Genomic DNA, 18,603 nt, shown 5'->3' with positions numbered 1-18,603 from the left:
GCGCGCTCCCCTGGCCCCGCCCTTGACCGCCGCCTCCACGGCGACGTCGAGCTCCGGCGACGACACCTCGTACTGGTCCCTGAGCGACAGGTGTGAGGCGTTCAGCAGCGCGCCGATCTCCGTGACCGCGCCCGCGCGCAGCAGGCCGATGAGGGCTTCCACGCGGTGGTTCTCCGTGACGACGTGCATGGCGCGCTTGCGCTCGTCGCCCTGGAGGCGCTCCAGCGCCGCCGACAGGTCGGTGATGTCGCGCAGCGCGGGGACCCCGAGCTTGCGGGCCGCCGACTCGCACTCGGCGCGGCGCTTGGCGTATTCGCCGTCCGCGTGCGCGTGGTGCGCCTGGGTGTCGATGATGAGCATGCCGAGGCCGTGGGAGGCCAGGTCGAGCGGGATGTTCCTGGAGGCGAGCGAGCGGCAGTCGAGGAACAGCGCGTGCCCCTCCTCGCACAGCGCCGAGGCCGCCTGGTCCATGATGCCGCAGGGCATGCCCACGAAGTCGTTCTCGGCCTTCTGCCCGAGCAGGGCGATCTCCATGGGGGTCATGCCGAGGTCGTGCAGGTCGTTGAGCGCGGAGGCGACGGCCACCTCCAGGGCGGCGCTGGAGCTGAGGCCCGCCCCCCGGGGGACGTCGCCGTCGATCGCGATGTCGGCGCCGGAGACGCGGTCGCCGAGCATGGCGAGCACGCCCACGACGTAGCGGGTCCAGCCCGTCGACTCGTCGTGGCTCGCCATGGTGACCGGGTCGCCGGTGGCCTGGAGGGACAGCAGGCGGATGGTCCCGTCGGAGCGCGGGGTGACGGCCGCGGTGACGCCCCACGGCACCGCGAAGGGGAGGACGAAGCCGTCGTTGTAGTCGGTGTGCTCACCGATCAGGTTGACCCGGCCGGGCGCGTGCCAGACGGTTTCGGGGGACGCGCCATAGGCGGCACGAAAAGCTTCAACAACGCGCATAACCGAACACTCCTCAACATAGGCCCGACCGTAGACTAGCGCCATGGAGGAACTCCTGGACCCGAAGCTCGGCCAGATCCGGGTGTTCCTGGTGCACGACGACAACAAACCGCGCAAGCTGAGGCACAACCTGGGCCATCGCCGGCTGCTGACGTTCGGGGGCGCCTACTCCAACCACATCAGGGCCGTCGCCGAGGCCGGCCGGCGGCACGGCATCGAGACGATCGGCGTCATCAGGGGCGAGGAGCACCGGCCGCTCAACCCGGTGCTGGCGTACGCGGCCGCCTGCGGCATGACGCTCACCTACCTCGACCGGGCGACCTACCGGCGCAAGCACACCGGCGAGGTGCAGGCCGGACTGCGGGAGCGGTGGGGCGACGTGGTGATCCTTCCGGAGGGCGGGAGCAACGCCGCGGCGGTGCGCGGGTGCGCCGAGCTCCCGGGGGAGATCGCCGGGGACTACGACGTCATCTGCTGCCCTGTGGGCACCGGGGGCACGCTGGCCGGGATCTCGGCCGGGCTGCCCGAGGGGAGGCGGGCGATCGGGTTCGCGGTGCTGAAGGGCGCGGGGTTCCTCGCGGACGAAGTGGCCAGGTTGCAGCGGGAGGCGTACCGCCGTACGTGGTCGAACTGGGAGATCAACCTGGACTACCACTTCGGCGGATACGCCAAGTCAACGCCGGATCTTGAGCGATTCATCGCGAAATATCGTGTCGAACGGGTCTACGTGGCAAAAATGCTGTACGGCATCCTCGACCTCGCCCGGCAGGGCGCCTTCGCCCCCGGCACCCGCGTCGTCGCCGTCGTCACGGGTCAGCCCTCCACCCCGGTGGACGCGTGCGGCGCCCCGACCGGCTTCGACTCGGGCGAGCCGCGTTGTCTCAAATAGATCGAGAGCACCACCATCGACAACACGGCGAGCAACTCCGACTGCCAGTTCTGCAGACTGCGGTTCCAGAACTCGGGCGAGGTGACGTACGCGCCCCACGAGACCGCATCACGCAGGTCGGTGAGCCGCTGGGCGTTGTACGCCGCCTGCCCCGCCACCGACTGGGCCAGCCACGACAGCACGAAGACGGCGCCCATCACCAGCCCCAGAGAGTTGCTGAACAGCCAGAGTCGCAGCCCCTTGGCCCGCGCCCAGGCGGGCGAGTCGTCCTCGGAGTACCGGCCGATCCGCTGCTGCTCGCCGGACTCCGCGCCCTCCTCGCCCGGCTCCTTCGACTCGGGCGAGCCGCGCTGCACGAGCCAGACGGTCATCATGATGAACAGGAAGAACTGCAGGTACTCCGACTGCCAGTTCTCGGCCACGTCGACCGCGAAGGACGACGAGGCCACGTAGTCGAGCAGCGACACCGGCTCCGAGCCCGCGGCCGCCTGCTGGTCGTTGTAGTCGAGCAGCCCCGCCACGGCCTGCCCGCACACCGACGCCACGAACAGGACGAGGAACGTCAGGGAGAGGGCGTTGTCCTTGATCCGTCTCACAGCCGCGACCATCCGATCGCGAAGAACCACGCGAGCCCCACGACGATGATGAGCGCCGTCAGCGTGAACATCACCCGCATCAGTCCTCCACCTCGCACTCGTAGGGAAGGTCGCGCACCGGCCGGCAGCCCGCCGCCCTGATCCGCCAGCCGTCGCTGAAGCGGTGCAGGAAGAGCGTGTCACCGGTCAGGCGCACCTGGGCCTCCTCGCCCCACACGCTCACCGCGGTGGACCGGCCGCCCGGCCCCAGCTTCACCTCGCGCAGCGCGTCGGCGCACGTCTGGCCCGGCCCCGGCAGCTTCTCGGCCGTCCTGCGGGCGAGCATGGCGCACGCGCTGTCCTCCTGCCGCCCGGCGATCGCGGCGTGGAAACGCTCGGCGGCGCGCGCGGGCGACGTGGTGTCCACGGCGCAGCCGGCGACGGTGAGTACGGCCAGCATCGGCACGGCGAACGGCATTCTCATGCGCCTCCCGCTACCCAGGCGTGCGCCGGGCATGCTGGAGTTGATCGCCTGGTCAGCCCAGCTGGTCGAGCACCGGCGACACCAGGGCGTTCAGCTCGCGGGCCAGCACCGCCACCGCGCGGTGGGCGCGCTGCTCGACCTCGTCGTGGGGGCCCTCGGGCTCCGGCGGCAGGTCGTCGAGCGGCACCGGCGCCTCGACGAGCAGCGTGGCCCGCAGGAACGGGATCCTGGCGAGGTCCTGCTGGGCCGGCTCGACGTACTGGCCGAAGGTCTCCTGCCAGCCCAGCCATCCGCGGTCGCGCCACCAGGCCCGCGACCGGGTCAGCTCCTCCGGCAGCGGCGAGACGACCTTGACGCGGGCGTAGAGGGTGCCGTCCCAGGTGTTGCGGTGGCAGGTCGCCTCGAGGACGCGGCGGTCCCAGCGTACGTAGCCGGGGGTCAGCGACGGCGGCGTGGCCAGCCGCCAGGCCGCGCAGGCGAACCTGACGGGCGCGATGTCACCCCACTCGAACTCCTCGAGGTTCTTGCGCACGTGTACGGCATAGCGCCCGTCACGGTCCCTGTCGAACTCCTGGTCGATCCAGAACGCCTTGCCCATGGGCACCACGCTACGGCGCTGGCCCACTTCTCGGTGCACGGACTGCGAGATCCCGGAATGGCTGTGACCATGGGTGGTGCATGTGTAGCTTTTTCACATTATTGGATGACCTTGGAGAGATGATGGCGTCAGAACAGCTCGACGCGGCCATGAACCACTGGAGAGCGGGAGATCTCGACGAGGCCGCCGCGCTGTTCAGGCAGATCGCGGCCACGGGCGACCCGGAGGCGTCCCACCTGCTGGCGGGGGTGTTGCAGGAGCAGGGAGACCTGGACGGCGCCGAGGCGGCCCACCGCTCGGTGATCCAGTCGGGTGACCCCGTGTTCGGGCAGCGCTCGGCCATGGCCATGGGCATGATGCTGGTCGACGCCAAGGAGTGGCCGGCGGCCCACCGGGTGCTGACGATCGCCTCAGACGGCGCCGACTTCGAGGTGGCCGCGCTCGCCGAGACGGCCATGGTGCTGGTGTGCACCCACCTCGGCGACGCGCAGGGCGCCCAGGAGGCGCTCGAACGCGCCCGCAAGTGCGACAGTCCCGCCGTGGCCGAGCTGGCCGCGCGGCTCGAACTGCCGGAGTTCCGCCAGGACCCCGCCTCCGCCCGCGACCTGTACGAGGCGGCCGAGAACGAGGACGACTACAAGGCGCTGCTGACCTGCGGCGACCCCGAGGTGGTGTCGCTGTCGGCGTTCCGGCTCTACCAGGTGTACGCCGAGGACGAGAACTTCGACGCCGCCCGTGAGGTGTGCGAGCACGCCATCGCCGTCGGGCACCCCGATCACCTGGCCATGGCCCACAAGCTGCTCGGCGCCGTCCTGGTGGACCTCGGCGAGTACGCCGAGTCCGCGGCCGCCTACCGCGTGGCCGCCGAGGACCCGCGGCCCGATCTGCGGCTGCCGTCGCTGATCGAGCTGGCCAAGGTGACCGCGCGGCTCGGCGACGTGGAGGAGACCAAGGCGATCTTCCGCAGGGTGATCGCCAGCGGGCAGCGCGAGCACGCCGTGGAGGCCCAGGCTTGCCTGGCCCAGATGCACACCGAGGCGGGGGAGGTTGCCGAGGCGCTGGTCGCGCTGCGCGCGGTGCTGGAGGCAGGCGAGAGCGAGTGGGCCTCGGTCGGCGTCACCCTGCTCGGCATCCTGCTGGAGCAGCATCCCGGCCCCCACGACGAGATCATGGAGCTGACGGCGTACGCGGCCGGGCACGCCGACGCCGACGCCGCGTTCAAGGCCGGGCTGCTGCTCGAACACGACGCCATGCGCCAGCCGCTGCCCGATCCCGCCGAGGAGCAGGCGCTCCAGGACACCGACGAGGGCCTGGCCCGTCTGCGCGACGGCGACCTCGCCGAGGCCAGGCGGCTGCTGCGCAGGGCCGCCGACGCGCAGGCGCCGGCGCAGTCGCTGCGCGCCATGGTGGCGCTCGCCGAGCTGGAGCTCGGCGAAGGCGACCGGGAGCAGGCCGACGAACTGCTGACGTACGTGGCCGAGAGCGACGACCTGCTCCAGGGGTTCAGCGCGACGTTCCTGCTGCACCTGCTGCACGAGTCGGGCGACGAGCTGCACCCGGTGCTCGTGGCGATGCTCGGCCACCAGCGGCTGGGCAGGGAGGAGGGGCTGGCCCGCTACCGCGCGGTCCTGGATCACCCGGACCCCGCCGTGGCCGCGATCGGGACCGCCGTGTTCGCGCAGGTGCTGGTGTCCATCGGCATCGACGTGTCCGACACGGCCGAGCTGTTCGACCAAGCGGCCGGGTCCGGCGATCCGCTGGCGTTGTCGTACACCGCGCTGATCCGCAAGGACGTGCTGCCGGACACCGACGAGACGACCGCGCTGCTGCGCCAAGCCTGGGAGGACGGCCATCCCGCGCTGGCGGCCTGGGTGGCGTACGCGCTGGGCGGGCTCGTCGCGGAGGAGGACCCGCTGCTGGCGCGGGCCGCGTACGAGCGGGCGACGGGGGCCGGGCACCGGGGCCTGCGCGCGGAGGCCGCCGCCGACCTGGCCACCCTGTACGAGGCACAGGGCGACCTGCTCGCCTCCTGCCGCCTGCACGAGCGGCTGATCGCCGAGGGGCAGGGCGAGCGCAGCGCGCTGCCGCTCGGGTACGCCAGGGTCAGGCTGGACGACCTCGACGCCGCCCGCGCGGCCTTCGCCCTGGGCTCCGACGAGGTGAGCACGTTCGGGCACGCGCTGCTCCGCGAGGACTTCGAGGCCGCCGCGGCGGCGTTCCCCGAGGGGGACGCGCACGCGGTGGCCGGCTCGCTGGCGGTGGAGTGCGCACACGTCTGGCAGCGCGCCGGCCGGACCGGGGCCGCAGACCGCGCGTTGTCGCTGGTGGTCGCGGCCGGGCGGCAGGGCCTGCGCCAGCAAGCCGCCTGCTATCTCGGCGCCCTGCGCAACGACTCCGGCGACAAGCACGGCGGCGTCGACGCCTGGCGGCAGGCGGCGGGCGGCGAGGAGGACCACCTGACCGCGGTGGCGCTGCGCGCCGCGGGACGGGTGCTGATGGAGCTGGGGCAGCACGCCGAGGCCGCCGAGGCGTTCGCCGGCGTGCCGGACTCCGCCGACGAGCAGCTCCGGACCCAGGCGGCCCTGGGGCTCGGCGAGGCGCTGGTGGCCTGCGGCCGCGTGGACGAGGCCGGCGAACGGCTGGCCGCGGCGCTGGGCGAGAACGCGTCGTTGCACCTCGCCCGGTTCCTGCTCGACCGCGGCGACGCCGAAGGCGCGCTGGCGGCCGTCACGGCCGCTTCCCCCGAGCCGACCGGGGAGTCGGAACGGCTGCGCGGCACCCTGCTGGCCAGGACCGGCGATCTGGAGCCCGCGCGGGCGGCGTTCGAGCGGGCGGCGGCCATCGACCCGGACTCCGAACCGCGGACCATGCTGGAGGCCGGCCGCTGTCTCATGGCCGCGGGCGACACCGAGTCCGCGCGCTTCGCCCTGGAGCGGGCCGCCGCACAGGAGGACGACACGTACGCCGCCGCCGTCTCCCGCCACCTGCTCGGCCGGGCCACCCCCGAGGAACTGCCCTGGGTGCTGGCGGCGGAGGGCGACCGGCCGGGCGCGCTGGCGGCCCTGACCGAGCTGACCGGTTCCGAGGTGATGGCCGGGGTGCTGCTCGCACTCGAGGACGAGGACCTGCCGCGGGTCCGCGACCTGCTGACCGGCGCGGCCCCCGCCGACCTGGAAGAGGCCCTGCGCGAGGTCCTGTCCTGGGCCCAGGACATGGACGATGCCGTGGCGAGCCCGTTCTTCGAGCTGGTCGCCGAGCTGGGCGGGCCCGCGCTCGCGGCGCAGGCCCGGATCGATCTCGGCGCGGCCCTCACCGCCAAGGGCCACCACTGCCGGGCCGAGCTCGCCTTCCTGCCGGCCACCGAGCGGGCGGAGACGGCCGAGACGGCCTGGCGCAACATCGCGGTCGTACGCCGGCGCCGCGGCGACCTCGACGGTGCCGTCGAGGCGGCCAGGGCGGCGCTGCCCGCCACCGCCCTGGCCCTTGCCGACCTGCTGCGCGAGCGCGGCGACACCGCCGGTGTGCGCGCCGCGCTGGCCGAGGGGGTCGCGGCCGGCGACCTCGAATGCCGCCGCCACCTGCTCGTCCACCTGCTCCAGGAGGAGGACCACGACGCGCTGGAACGGGAGGCCGAGTCGGCCGTGGCCACCGGCGACCCCGAGACCGTCGCCATGGCCTACTGGATGCGGGGCGACGCCCATAAGGCCAGGGGCGACATGGAGGCCGCGGCCCGCGCGTACGGCCAGGGCATCGACGTCGGCTTCCCGGGCACCACGTCCAGCATGCGGGTGGACCTGGGCAAGGCTCTGCGCGAGCTGGGCGACACGGAAAGGGCGGCCCGCGAGGTCCGGCTGGCCATGGAGTCGGGCGACCCGGGCGCGATGGGCAGGGCCGGCGTGCAGCTCGGCATCTGGCTGCACGAGGAGGGCGACGATCTCGCTGCGGCCAGGGCGTTCGAGGTGGCCACCGGCACCGGCACTGACTCGGCGAGCACCGCGCTGAAGAACATCGAGGTCCTCGCCCACCTGGCCTGCCGGCGCGGCGACCACGCGGTGGCCGTGCAGGTGCTCGCGCTCATGGGCGAGAGCGCGGCCGAGGCGGCCGGCACGCTGGGCGACCTGTGCGAGGACCCGGAGGCCGTACGCGACTACTACGAGCTGAGGTGGGCCGGGCCCGCCGCGGACCTGCGGGTGGCCGGGCGGTTGACCGAGCTCGGGCGTACGGGCGAGGCCCGCGCGATCTACGAGCGGTTGCACGAGGACGACGACCCCGACGTGCGTTTCGTGGCCGGTGGCAGACTGCTCGAACTGCTCGACGCGGAGGGCGACTCGGAGGCCTTCTACGACCTGACCGAGCGCCAGGCGGGCGACGCCGACAGTCCCGCGAGGGGCGTGTTCGCCAGCCTGCTCGGGATGCTCCAGAGCGACCAGGGCGACACCGAGCAGTCGCTGCGCACGCTGCGGGAGGCGGCGGAGGACGGCGATCCGACCGTGCTCACCGCGTTCGCCCAGGCGCTGGTCGAGGCGGGCGAGGTCGAAGAGGGCCGGGAGGTCTACCGGCGGGTGCTCGACGCCGGTGACGCGGACCGGGCCGTACGCGCGATGATCGCGATCGGGCAGACGTACCACGAGGAGGACGGGGAGCGGGCGCGCGAGTGGTACCTCCGGGCCGCCGGCGAGGGGGACGGGCACAACGGGGCGCTGGCGGCCATGTACCTCGGCTCGCTGGCCAAGCGCGAACGGGACTTCGGTGAGGCGCTCACCTGGTATCAGCGGGTCATCGACGCGGGGGACCCGGAGTCGGGGCTGGCCGCCGCGCACCTCGGTGAGCTCTGCTACTGGCTGGGGGACCGCGACGGCGCGCTGCGGTACTACGAGCAGACGCTGGGCCTGACCGAGCAGTCCGACCTGGTCGCCGAGGCCGCCTTCCGGCTGGGCGAGATCCGGTACGAGCGTGGCGACCTGGAGCAGGCCAGGCGCATGTTGCGCAGGGCGGTGGACACCGGCGACGCGTCGTTCGCCGCGGAGGCGGAGACGCTGCTCGCGAAGATCGGCTGACCGGCGCCCGCACTTGCGCATAATTTAATGACCGATTAATCTCATCTAGTCAAACAAACGGGGTGAGATGAATGGTCAGGCCAGGACGACCTCCGCAGGATCCGGCGCGGCTGCAGGAGCGGGCGCACCGGATCCTCGACGCCGCCGCCGAGCTGGTCCTGCGGTGGGGTTACGACAAGACCACGATCGACGACGTCGCCAAGCGCGCCGGCGTCGCCAAGGGCACCATCTACCTGCACTGGAAGACCCGCGACGCGCTGTTCACGGCGCTGCTGCGCCGCGAGCGGGTCCTCATGCTGGGCGACGTGCGCCGCAGTGAGCCCGCCACGCTGAGCGCGCTCTACGGCGCGTTCGCCCGCGAGCTGCTGCGCCGGCCCCTGCTCCACGCGCTGCTGGGCGAAGACTCCGAGGTGCTCGGCAAGCTGACCCGCCAGAAGCGGAGCGGCGCCGGCTCGCCGGAGCCGCTGCCGGCCCTGGGTTCCTACATGACCGAGCTGATCAAGCGCGGTGCCGTGCGCGAGGAGTTGGGCGACCACGCCATGGTGGCCGGCTCCATCCTTTACGGGTTCCTGTTCCTGCCCGACGGCATGCAGGGCATCACCCGCCCCTCCGACGACCGGGTCGCGGACCTCGTGGCCGACACCATCGAGCGCGCCATGAGCACCGGCGGGCCGCCGCCCGGCGACGACGCCGACGCCGTGGCGCGGGCCACGCTCGACTTTCTCGACGCCGTCACGGAGGTCGCCGAGGCGAAGCTCACGGCCTCGATGAACGGCGACTCCGGCGCCGCGGGAGGCACACGATGAAGGCCGTGATCCCCCTCGACGACGCCGCCGCCGACCTCGCGACCGCGGGCGGCAAGGGCGCCTCGCTGGCGAGGCTGGCCAGGGCCGGCCTGCCCGTCCCCGGCGGGTTCCACGTCACCACCGACGCCTATCGCGCGTTCGTGGCCGGGTTCCGTGACGAGATCCTCGGAGCGTCCTCCGCCGACCCCGACGGGATCGCGCGGATGTTCGCCGAGCGCGACATTCCCGCGGGGATCGCCGAGGAGATCCTCCGTGCGTACGCGGCGCTCGGCGACGACGTGCCCGTCGCCGTCAGGTCCTCCGCCACGGCCGAGGACCTGCCCGGCATGTCGTTCGCCGGGCAGCAGGACACCTACCTCAACATCAGGGGCGACGCCCTGCTCGACGCGGTCAGGCGCTGCTGGGCCTCGCTGTGGAACCCCAGGGCCATCGCCTACCGTGACCGGAACGGCGTCCCCCACGACGAGGTGGCGCTGGCCGTGGTGGTGCAGGAGCTGGTCGACGCGGAGGCGGCCGGCGTCATGTTCACCGCCGACCCAATCACGGGCGGCCGCGACGAGACCGTGATCAACGCCTCGTGGGGGCTGGGCGAGGCGGTCGTCGGCGGGCAGGTCACCCCCGACACGGTGGTGGTGTCCGGCGGCGCGGTCGTCCGGTCGCGCACCGGCGACAAGACGGTCATGACCGTCCGCACCGCCACGGGCACGCAAGACGGGCCCGTGCCCGCCGACCTGCGCGGGAAGGCCGTGCTCGACGCCGCGCAGGCCGTGGAGCTGGCCGGGATCGGGGCGCGGATCCAGGAGCTCCACGGCACGCCGATGGACGTCGAATGGGTCATGCGGAACGGCGCGTTCGCCGTCGTGCAGGCCCGCCCGATCACCGGCCTCGCCCCCGAGGTCGAGGAGTGGAACGACAGCCTCAAGGGCGACTACCTGTGGACCGGCGGCAACCTGGGAGAAGCCATCCCCGACGTGATGACGCCGCTGACGTGGTCGTTCGTGCGGCTGTTCATCGCCGAGGCGATGTCCGCCTCGACCCTGCCCGGCTTCGACCTGGTGGGAAACATCGGCGGCCGCTTCTACATGAACCTGAGCGTCGTGCACTCGATCGCCACGGCCCTGGGCATGAGGGGCCGGCTCGGCGCGATCGAGCAGGTCTTCGGCAAGGTGCCGCCCGGCCTCGACGTGCCGCCGCTGAACGTCTCCCGGTGGAGGATACTCAGGCGCGTGCTGCCCATGGCCGTGCGCATCCGCCGCCGCGTGCGTACGAACCTCAAGGGCATGCCCGCCTTCCTGGCCACCTCCCGGCAGCGCTGCGAGGAACTGCGGGAGAGGATCGCCGCCACCGGCTCGGCCGCCGAACTGGCCACGCTGTGGGACACGGAGGTCCGGCCGCACACGGTCACAGCCTGCAGCATGCTGGAGGCGGCCGGCCGTCAGGGCGGCACGACCCTGGTCTTCACCCGCGACCGCCTGCGCAAGCTGATGGGCGAGGTCGACGCCGAGGCCATGCTGACCGGCGTCAGCACCGGCGGCGAGCTGGCCAGCCTGGGGCCGGTGACGGGCCTGTCCAGGCTGGCCAGGGGAGAGATCACCAGAGACGAGTTCGCCCGAGCCTACGGGCACCGCGGCGCCCACGAGTTCGAGGTGTCGAAGCCGCGCCCCGGCGAGGATCCCGCCTGGATCGACGCCCAGCTCGCGGGCCTGAACGACCTGCGGGACGGCACGGAAACGCTGCTCGCCCGGCAGGCCGAGGCCAGGGAGGCGGCGTGGAAGCGCTTCGCCGAACGCCATCCCGGCAAGGAGGCCAGGATGCGCGCCCGGGTCCAGCGGTGGGCCGCCGTGGTACGCGACCGCGAGACGGCACGTTCGGAGAACATCAGGGCCTTCTGGGTGCTGCGGGCGTTCGCCGTACGCGCGGGGGAGCTGACCGGCAGGGGCGACGACGTGTTCTTCCTGTCCCTGGAGGAGCTGCTCGCCCTGCTGCGCGGCGACCCGTCGGCGCTGGAGCGGGTGCCGGTGCGGCGGGCCACCTACGAGCGGTACGCCGCGCTGCCGCCCTACCCGGCGCTGATCGTCGGCCGCTTCGACCCGGTGCGCTGGGCCGCCGACCCCGGCCGCCGGGCCGACCTGCACGACGCGCGCGGAGCCTCCGTCTCCGTGAGCGACACCGTGACCGGCTTCCCCGGCGCTCCCGGCGTGGTCGAGGGGGTCGCCCGCGTGCTCTCGGGTCCCGAGGAGGGCGAGCGGCTCAAGCCGGGCGAGATCCTGGTCACGACGCTGACGAACGTGGGGTGGACGCCGATGTTCCCGCGGGCCGCGGCCGTGGTGACCGACCTGGGGGCGCCGCTGTCGCACGCCTCGATCGTCGCCCGTGAGCTGGGCATCCCGGCCGTGGTCGGCACCGGCAACGCCACCATGCGGTTGCGCGACGGCGACCGCATCAGGGTCGACGGCGAGCGGGGCACGGTCGAGTCGCTGGAGTCACAAGTCTCCGCCAAGGCGGTCGCGTCCGCGGGCGAGGTGTGATCACGTCGTTCGACATGATCGACCAACCGAACCCAGACGACGAACGCGAGCTGGAAGCGCGCTGCGCCCGCTTCAGGATCGCCAAGCAGGAGCTCGACCGGGCCGCACGGCGGCAAGGAGAAACGGAGGAGGAGGACGAGGCCGACTCCGCGGCGTGAAGGTGGTCAGTCCTCGCGCACGCTCTCGAGGACGTGCGAGCGGCCGCTGATCAGGCGGTGGCCGCCCGGGCTGAGCGAGTTGACGAACAGGCGATCGACTCCCGGCAGGGCGGCCAGCCGGAGCATCAGGTCGCGAGCGGCGATCCGCCACCGGTGGGACGGGGCCATCCACGCGGTGAACCGCCGCCCGAAGCGCTGGACCTCGGCGATGCTCGGCGCCATGCGCTCCTGGGAAAAATCGATTGCCGCGCCGCTCGCGGTTCTGGTGTGCTGACCTCAGCCGAACGATCAGAGGAGCACCACCATGCGAGCACCGGTCATGTCCCCCCAGGAAGGAAGATCCATCTCAATGAAGGACATGACGTTCGGTGCGTATCCTCAACCTCGGAATCCTCGCGCATGTAGACGCCGGTAAGACCAGCCTGACCGAGCGGCTGCTGCACGCCGCCGGTGTCATCGACGAGCCCGGCCGCGTCGATCAGGGCAACACCCAGACCGACTCCCTGGCTCTGGAACGGCAGCGCGGCATCACGATCAAGTCCGCGGTCGTGTCGTTCGCCGTCGGCGGCACCACGGTCAACCTCATCGACACGCCCGGCCACCCCGACTTCATCGCCGAGGTGGAGCGCGTGCTGAGCGTGCTCGACGGCGCGGTCCTGGTCGTCTCGGCCGTCGAGGGCGTGCAGCCGCAGACCCGCGTGCTCATGCGCACGCTGCGCCGGCTGGGCATCCCCACGCTGATCTTCATCAACAAGATCGACCGCCGGGGCGCCGACCCTGGCCGCGTTCTCGGCGATCTCGCCGAGAAGCTCTCCCCGGCCGTCGTCTCCATGGGGTCGGCTCCCGGTCACGGCACGGCCGAAGCGTCCTTCACGCCGTTCGGTGACGAGCCCGGCTTCGCGGGCCGCCTGCTCGACGTGCTCGCGGACCAGAGCGAGGCGCTGCTGGCCGCGTACGTGCACGACGAGGGCTCCGTCTCGTACACCAGGCTCCGTGCCGAGCTCGCCGCCCAGACGGGGCAGGCGCGGGCGCACCCGGTGTTCTCGGGCTCGGCGATCACCGGCGCGGGCGTCGACGCGCTGATCGCCGGCATCGAGGAGCTGCTCCCGGCCGCCGAGGGCGACCCCGAGGGCCCGCTGTCCGGCACGGTCTTCAAGGTCGAACGCGGCCCGGCGGGAGAGAAGATCGCCTACGTTCGCATGTTCTCCGGCACGATCCGCACCCGCGACCGGCTGAGCTTCGCCCGCGAGGGGGAGTTCGGCGCATCCCGCGAGGGGAAGGTCACCGCGATCAGCGTCTTCGACCGGGGCACGGCGGCGCAGGGTCCTGAGGTGGGCGCGGGCCGCATCGCCCGGCTGTGGGGGCTGGCCGACGTCCGGATCGGCGACACGATCGGCCTGCCGCGCAAGACCGAGGTGCAGGGCCACTTCGCGCCGCCGACGCTGGAGACGGTCGTGTCGCCGCTCAGGCCCGGCGACAGGGGCGCGCTGCACCTGGCCCTCGCCCAGCTCGCCGAGCAGGACCCGCTGATCGGCCTGCGCCAGGACGACGTACGCCAGGAGGTGTCGGTCTCCCTCTACGGCGAGGTGCAGAAAGAGGTCATCCAGGCCACGCTGCTCGACGACTACGGCATCGACGTCACCTTCCGCGAGACGACCACCATCTGCGTCGAGCGGCCGGTCGGCACCGGAGCCGCGGTGGAGCTGATCGGCAAGGACCCCAACCCGTTCCTCGCCACCGTCGGGCTGCGTGTCGAGCGGGGCCCGCGCGACAGCGGGGTGGAGTTCCGGCGGGAGGTGGAGCTGGGGTCGCTGCCGTACGCGTTCATGAGGACGATCGAGGAGACCGTGCACGAGACGCTCCGGGAGGGCCTGCACGGCTGGCAGGTCGTCGACTGCGTGGTGACCCTGACCCACACCGGCTACTACGCCAGGCAGAGCCACATGGGAGGCGGGTTCGACAAGAGCATGTCGAGCACCGCCGGCGACTTCCGCAACCTGACGCCGCTGGTCCTGATGAGCGCGCTGGCGCAGGCCGGCACCACGGTGGAGGAGCCGATACACGGCTTCCGCATCGACCTGCCCCCGGACACCGCCGGTCAGGTGCTGCCCGTGCTGGCCCGGCTGGGCGGGATGCCGCGCGCCCAGTTCCCCGGCCTGCTGGCGGGTGACATCCCCTCTGCGGGGGTGCACGCGCTGGAGCAGCAGCTGCCGGGGCTGACGCGGGGCGAGGGCGCGCTGGAGTGCGACTTCCTGGGCCACCGGCCCGTACGCGGTCCCGCCCCCGACCGGCCGCGTACCGACCACAACCCGCTCAACAGGAAGGAGTACCTCCTGCGCGTCGTCCGGCGGGTCTAGCGGCGGTCGGGGTCGGCGGACAACACGATCGCGCCGAGGTAGCCGTCGCCGTCCTCCATGACCGTCATGAGCATGCCGTCGCGGAAGTCCTCGTCCTTGTCATTGGACGTGTCGCGCCCCGGGTGCGCGGAGTACGGCGGCCTGGCCAGGACCGCGGTGTTGACCGACTCGTCGAACATGAGCTGCGTGCACAGGACGCGTCTGTCGCTGACGTGGACCATGGCGTGGATGTGCACGGTGCGGCCCGGGTACCAGCCCGGCCAGATGGTGGTGAACTGCACGATGCCGTCGGGGTTCGTGACCTGCGCACCCCGAAGGTAACGCTTGTCGTCCGAAGGAGTCATATCGGTCATGAGCGGCTTGCCGAGGCTGCCGCCTTCCGACTCCTTCTCGGCTCCCGAGTACAACCCGGCCGCGTCGCAGTGCCAGATCTCCACCACGGCGTCGCGCAGCGGCCGGCACGTGCCGCTGTCCTGGACCCGGATGCCCAGCCGCAGCCGCACGCCAGGCTTGCCCTCGCGGATGTCACTGCGGATCTTGCCCGCGTCGAAGTAGAAGGGTCCCTGCGTCGCGCTGGGCGTCAGCGTGCACGTGCCGGCGCCGGCGAGCAGCGAGGAGAGATCCGTGGTCACCGTGCCCGCCCTGGCGCCGGAGGCCGACAACAGGCCGCCGAGCCCGAGCGAGCTGACACCGGCGATCAGCCGCCGCCGGCTGACGCGCCGGCCCTCATGATCGTGTCGCACTGGAGTTCCTTCTGGGCGTTCCGTCCCTCCGTACGAACTTCTCACGGAACGACGGAAATACCCCGAAGGCGCGGCGGTGACCAGGCGTTTTCGTGTGCGAGCTGCCGGCTCGGCTTCCTGCCACAGGCGGCGATCACCCTGCCGGCGCGTGAGGGGATCAAGGGGCCGGTGGCGGGCCGTAGATCTCGGGGATGCCGCGCCTGATCGCCGCCACCGTCTCCTCTGGCGTCATTCCCGTGCTGTCGACCCCCAGGTAACGGTAGCCGTCCTGGTCGTCGGCGATGGTCGTGTCGCGGGTGTCGGCCAGGTCCACCCCGTCACGCCACTCCTGCGTGGTCTGCTTGGCGCGGGTGAGCCTGCGGCGTTGCCGCTCGTCGTGCTCCACCAGCAGTTCGACCATGTAGACCTCGTCCACCTCGGGGACGAGGTCGCGGAAGCGCAGATAGTCGTCGCGGGTCAGGAAGAAGCTGCCCGCGATGACGTTCGGGTAGCCGGCGGCCCAGTAGTTGCGAACGAGGACGGCGACGTTCGACCGGAGCAGGTGCCAGAACGCCTCGTCGTAGCGGCACGGGTTGACCTGGCCCAGGTCCTCGCCGTCGACCCGCGCCCCGTGCGGCGTGAGCGGCAGCAGCGCACGAATGATCGTGCTCTTGCCCGCGCCTTCCCGCCCCGAGACGAGGATCAGGTGGCGGGCGGCGGGCTTGTGCGATAACAGAATCTCATCGAATGCGGACACGATGCATCAGCCTGCCACACGGCGCCGCCGCCGGGCAGGGGTCAGCGTTGCCGTGCCGGTCGGATGACGAGCTCGTTCACGTCCACCTCCGGCGGCCGGCAGACCGCGTACGCGATGGCGTCGGCGATCGCCGAGGGCGGGATCGTGTCGGCCCGGTAGGTGCGCATGGCCTCCTGGGCGCCGGGCTCGGTGATGGTGTCCGCCAGCTCCGACTCCACGACGCCCGGCGAGACGGTGGTGACGCGGATGCTGGGGTCGAGCTCCTGGCGCAGGCCCTCGGTGATGGCCCACGCCGCGTGCTTCGTGGCGCAGTAGACCGCGCCCGTCGGCACGACCTCGTGCGCGCCGACGGAGGCGACGGTGACGAAGTGGCCGCTGCCCTGCCGCCGGAAGTGCGGGAGCGCGGCGGCGATGCCGTACAGCAGGCCGCGCACGTTCACGTCGATCATCTGGTCCCACTGCTCGACCAGCAGGGAGTCGAGCCGGGACAGCGGCATCACGCCCGCGTTGTTCACGATCACGTCGATCCGGCCGTGCTGTTTCGCGGCGGTGTCGGCGAACGCGGCGACGTCGCGGCGATCGGTCACGTCGAGGCGGTGCACGTCGGCCGTGCCCCCGCCCTCCTTGATGCGGGCGGCGAGGTCGTCGAGGCGGTCCGTGCGGCGGGCGCCGATGACGACGTGGTGCCCGTCAGCGGCCAGACGCAGCGCCGTGGCCTGGCCGATGCCGCTGCTGGCGCCGGTGATCAGGATGATCTTCTCGTTGGTGGTCATGTCGCGCTGTTTCCCTTCGTTTCCGCTCATTTCGGAAAGTCGGCGCTGAACGTCAGGTCACGCCAGGCGTCGAACCCGGTCCTGAGGGTGTCCAGCCGGGCCGACGCGACGTCGTACGCCGCCCTGCCCAGCAACAGGCGGAGCGGCGGATCGTCGGCTCCGACGACGGTGATGATCGCCCGGGCGGCCCGTTCCGGGTCGCCCGGCTGGTTGCCGTAGGTGGCGAGCGTGGCGGCGCGGCGCGCGCCCGCCGTCTGCTCGTAGTCGTCGATCCGCACGGGAGACTGGCGCATGGAAGGCCCGGACCAGTTGGTACGGAACCCACCCGGCTCCACGATGGTGACCTTGACGCCCAGCGGGGCCACCTCGGCCGCCAGCGATTCCGACAGCCCCTCCACGGCGAACTTGGTGGCGTGGTAATAGCCGGTCGCGCCGAAGGCCGCCAGGCCGCCGAGCGACGAGACGTTCACGATGTGGCCGGCGCGGCGGGCGCGCATGCCGGGGAGCACGGCCTTGGTGACGTCCACCAGGCCGAGCACGTTCGTGTCGAACAGCGCGCGGACCTCACGGTCCTCGCCCTCCTCGACGGCGGCCAGGTAGCCGTACCCGGCGTTGTTGACCAGGACGTCGATGCGGCCGAACGCGGACTCGGCCCGAGCGACGGCCTCCTTGACGTGGCCATGGTCGGTGACGTCGAGCCGCAGGGGCAGCGCCCGGTCGCCGTGGCGGCCGGCCAGGTCCTCGACCTGCCCGGGGTCACGGGCGGTGACGGCGGCACGCCCGCCGTCCTCCAGGACGGCGGTGGCCAGCGCCCGGCCCAGGCCGGTGGAGCAGCCGGTGATGAACCAGACAGGGGTGTCGTCGGCGGTCATGCGTGAAGTCACTCCAACGTGGTGGTTCTCATGTGGTCGGCGGTTGTCGTGGATGGTCCGGTGGTCGGTTTCATGCACGCCGGCATCGCGCGCCGGCCGGTCGGGCGGGCGCGTGGTCCGGCGGGGGATCAGTCCTCGGTGACGGGCGGTCGTCCGGCGGGGCGTGCCGGGCGGCGTACCTCTTCCTCGGCCGTCAGGCTGCCCAGCAGGGTCAGCGCCTCCTCAGAGGGGCTGCCCGGGTCGGCCTGGTAGACGACCAGCTGCTGGCCGGGGGCGCCGTTCACGGTCAGCGACTCATAGTGGAGCGTCAGCGCGCCCACCAGCGGGTGGCGGAACCGTTTGGTCTCGTGGGTCTTCTGGCGGATGTCGTGGCGGGCCCACAACGTGCGGAACGTCTCGCTCTTGAGCGACAGCTCGCCCACCACCTCGACCAGCCGCGGGTCGTCGAGGTCGGCGCCGGCGGCCGCGCGCAGCCCGGCGACGGTGTTGATTGCCACCCGGTCCCAGTCGGGGTAGAACTCGCGCGCGTCCGCGTCGAGGAACACCAGCCGCACCAGGTTGCCGCTGTGGGCGTGTCCGGCGAACAGGGCCCTGCCCAGGGCATTGCCCGCCAGCACGGTCAGGCAGCGGCCCAGCACCACCGCCGGCGTGTGCGGCCAGGCCTGCATCATGCGCAGCAGGTGGGGGCTGACCTGCTCGCGCCGGAGCGCCGGCCGCCGCCGCCCTGCGGCCGGGCCGGCCAGCCGGTGCAAATGGGCGGCCGCGTCCTCCCCCAGGGCGAGGGCGCGGGCCAGCGCGTCGACGACCTGCGCGGACGGGTGGCGTTCGCGGCCCTGCTCGAGGCGTACGTAGTAGTCGGTGCTCACGCCGGCCCGCTGCGCCACCTCCTCCCGGCGCAGTCCCGCCACGCGGCGGCGCGTGCCGGACGGCAGGCCCAGCTCTTCCGGCCGGAGCAGCTCGCGCCGGGCACGCAGGAACTGGCCGAGCAGGTTGTCCCTGTTCATACTTCGAGGCTAGGACAGGAGACGCCCGAGCAGGAGCCCGGAGGGTGGGTGGGCTGCTCCCACGCTCCGGAC

Annotated in this window: 16 protein-coding genes; 6 read left to right on the top strand and 10 right to left on the bottom strand. The window is 72.5% G+C overall.

Going from position 1 to position 18,603, the window contains the following annotated elements:
• The coding region (gene galK, locus GUY59_RS23915; protein WP_138201852.1) for a galactokinase at positions 1-951 on the bottom strand (951 nt) is incomplete at its 3' end.
• 43 nt (positions 952-994) lie between these two features.
• Here galK and GUY59_RS23910 point away from each other — a divergent pair.
• Positions 995-1,840, top strand: a complete 846-nt coding sequence (locus tag GUY59_RS23910; protein WP_138201853.1) for a 1-aminocyclopropane-1-carboxylate deaminase/D-cysteine desulfhydrase — start codon at positions 995-997, stop codon at positions 1,838-1,840.
• Here the strand turns inward: GUY59_RS23910 and GUY59_RS23905 are convergent.
• The 3 genes from GUY59_RS23905 to GUY59_RS23895 all read right to left on the bottom strand — a co-directional run bounded on the left by GUY59_RS23905 (position 1,765) and on the right by GUY59_RS23895 (position 3,497).
• Positions 1,765-2,436 carry a DUF6766 family protein gene (locus GUY59_RS23905; RefSeq protein ID WP_138201854.1) on the bottom strand — a complete coding sequence of 224 codons (672 nt, stop codon included), beginning with the start codon at positions 2,434-2,436 and terminating at the stop codon, positions 1,765-1,767. The genes GUY59_RS23910 and GUY59_RS23905 overlap by 76 nt on opposite strands.
• A 79-nt stretch (positions 2,437-2,515) precedes the next feature.
• Positions 2,516-2,899: a hypothetical protein gene (locus tag GUY59_RS23900; RefSeq protein ID WP_132339366.1), complete on the bottom strand. Its 384-nt coding sequence runs from the start codon at positions 2,897-2,899 to the stop codon at positions 2,516-2,518.
• A gap of 52 nt (positions 2,900-2,951) precedes the next feature.
• Positions 2,952-3,497: a hypothetical protein gene (locus GUY59_RS23895; RefSeq protein WP_201761261.1), complete on the bottom strand. Its 546-nt coding sequence runs from the start codon at positions 3,495-3,497 to the stop codon at positions 2,952-2,954.
• 119 nt (positions 3,498-3,616) lie between these two features.
• On the opposite strand from GUY59_RS23895, the gene GUY59_RS23890 reads away from it, so the two are divergent.
• The 4 genes from GUY59_RS23890 to GUY59_RS23875 all read left to right on the top strand — a co-directional run bounded on the left by GUY59_RS23890 (position 3,617) and on the right by GUY59_RS23875 (position 12,046).
• The gene (locus GUY59_RS23890; protein WP_161714661.1) at positions 3,617-8,554 is read left to right on the top strand and encodes a tetratricopeptide repeat protein; all 4,938 of its coding nucleotides are present in this window, start codon (positions 3,617-3,619) and stop codon (positions 8,552-8,554) included.
• A 71-nt stretch (positions 8,555-8,625) separates the two neighbouring features.
• Positions 8,626-9,360, top strand: a complete 735-nt coding sequence (locus GUY59_RS23885) for a TetR/AcrR family transcriptional regulator (protein WP_138201856.1) — start codon at positions 8,626-8,628, stop codon at positions 9,358-9,360.
• Positions 9,357-11,888 carry a PEP/pyruvate-binding domain-containing protein gene (locus GUY59_RS23880; RefSeq protein ID WP_138201857.1) on the top strand — a complete coding sequence of 844 codons (2,532 nt, stop codon included), beginning with the start codon at positions 9,357-9,359 and terminating at the stop codon, positions 11,886-11,888. The genes GUY59_RS23885 and GUY59_RS23880 overlap by 4 nt, the downstream gene beginning before the upstream one ends.
• Positions 11,889-11,902: 14 nt before the next feature.
• Positions 11,903-12,046: a hypothetical protein gene (locus GUY59_RS23875; RefSeq protein WP_161714660.1), complete on the top strand. Its 144-nt coding sequence runs from the start codon at positions 11,903-11,905 to the stop codon at positions 12,044-12,046.
• 6 nt (positions 12,047-12,052) lie between these two features.
• On the opposite strand, the gene GUY59_RS23870 is transcribed toward GUY59_RS23875, so the two are convergent.
• Positions 12,053-12,268 carry a hypothetical protein gene (locus GUY59_RS23870; RefSeq protein ID WP_138201858.1) on the bottom strand — a complete coding sequence of 72 codons (216 nt, stop codon included), beginning with the start codon at positions 12,266-12,268 and terminating at the stop codon, positions 12,053-12,055.
• 146 nt (positions 12,269-12,414) lie between these two features.
• Here GUY59_RS23870 and GUY59_RS50805 point away from each other — a divergent pair, with 146 nt between their 5' ends.
• The gene (locus GUY59_RS50805) at positions 12,415-14,403 is read left to right on the top strand and encodes an elongation factor G (protein ID WP_138201859.1); all 1,989 of its coding nucleotides are present in this window, start codon (positions 12,415-12,417) and stop codon (positions 14,401-14,403) included.
• Here GUY59_RS50805 and GUY59_RS23860 read toward each other — a convergent pair.
• The 5 genes from GUY59_RS23860 to GUY59_RS23840 all read right to left on the bottom strand — a co-directional run bounded on the left by GUY59_RS23860 (position 14,400) and on the right by GUY59_RS23840 (position 18,531).
• Positions 14,400-15,146: an intradiol ring-cleavage dioxygenase gene (locus GUY59_RS23860; protein ID WP_138201860.1), complete on the bottom strand. Its 747-nt coding sequence runs from the start codon at positions 15,144-15,146 to the stop codon at positions 14,400-14,402. The two genes, GUY59_RS50805 and GUY59_RS23860, sit on opposite strands and share 4 nt — an antisense overlap.
• 157 nt (positions 15,147-15,303) lie before the next feature.
• Positions 15,304-15,882 (bottom strand): hypothetical protein, encoded by a 579-nt coding sequence (locus GUY59_RS23855; RefSeq protein WP_138201861.1) that lies wholly within the window; start codon positions 15,880-15,882, stop codon positions 15,304-15,306.
• Between the two features lie 41 nt (positions 15,883-15,923).
• Complete coding sequence (locus GUY59_RS23850) at positions 15,924-16,655, bottom strand: SDR family oxidoreductase (protein WP_138201879.1); 732 nt, start codon at positions 16,653-16,655, stop codon at positions 15,924-15,926.
• A 26-nt stretch (positions 16,656-16,681) separates the two neighbouring features.
• A complete protein-coding gene (locus GUY59_RS23845; protein WP_138201862.1) occupies positions 16,682-17,527 on the bottom strand; it encodes an oxidoreductase in 846 nt (281 codons plus the stop codon).
• A 128-nt stretch (positions 17,528-17,655) separates the two neighbouring features.
• On the bottom strand, positions 17,656-18,531 hold the full coding sequence (locus GUY59_RS23840) for a helix-turn-helix transcriptional regulator (protein ID WP_138201863.1): 876 nt from the start codon (positions 18,529-18,531) through the stop codon (positions 17,656-17,658).
• Between the last annotated feature and the right edge of the window lie 72 nt (positions 18,532-18,603).

Origin of the sequence: Nonomuraea sp. K271 (assembly GCF_009908215.1) — a bacterium.
In the GTDB taxonomy this organism is placed as follows: Bacteria; Actinomycetota; Actinomycetes; order Streptosporangiales; family Streptosporangiaceae; genus Nonomuraea; species Nonomuraea longispora.
Note: the sequence above shows the minus strand (reverse complement) of the source record. Positions and strands in the feature narration are given on the sequence as shown.

Coding starts and splice junctions, on each gene's coding strand:
- GUY59_RS23910 (WP_138201853.1), top strand. CDS start 995: ATGGAGGAACTCCTGGACCCGAAGCTCGGCCAGATCCGGGTGTTCCTG.
- GUY59_RS23900 (WP_132339366.1), bottom strand. CDS start 2,899: ATGAGAATGCCGTTCGCCGTGCCGATGCTGGCCGTACTCACCGTCGCC.
- GUY59_RS23895 (WP_201761261.1), bottom strand. CDS start 3,497: ATGGGCAAGGCGTTCTGGATCGACCAGGAGTTCGACAGGGACCGTGAC.
- GUY59_RS23890 (WP_161714661.1), top strand. CDS start 3,617: ATGATGGCGTCAGAACAGCTCGACGCGGCCATGAACCACTGGAGAGCG.
- GUY59_RS23885 (WP_138201856.1), top strand. CDS start 8,626: ATGGTCAGGCCAGGACGACCTCCGCAGGATCCGGCGCGGCTGCAGGAG.
- GUY59_RS23880 (WP_138201857.1), top strand. CDS start 9,357: ATGAAGGCCGTGATCCCCCTCGACGACGCCGCCGCCGACCTCGCGACC.
- GUY59_RS23875 (WP_161714660.1), top strand. CDS start 11,903: ATGATCGACCAACCGAACCCAGACGACGAACGCGAGCTGGAAGCGCGC.
- GUY59_RS23870 (WP_138201858.1), bottom strand. CDS start 12,268: ATGGCGCCGAGCATCGCCGAGGTCCAGCGCTTCGGGCGGCGGTTCACC.
- GUY59_RS23850 (WP_138201879.1), bottom strand. CDS start 16,655: ATGACCACCAACGAGAAGATCATCCTGATCACCGGCGCCAGCAGCGGC.
- GUY59_RS23845 (WP_138201862.1), bottom strand. CDS start 17,527: ATGACCGCCGACGACACCCCTGTCTGGTTCATCACCGGCTGCTCCACC.
- GUY59_RS23840 (WP_138201863.1), bottom strand. CDS start 18,531: ATGAACAGGGACAACCTGCTCGGCCAGTTCCTGCGTGCCCGGCGCGAG.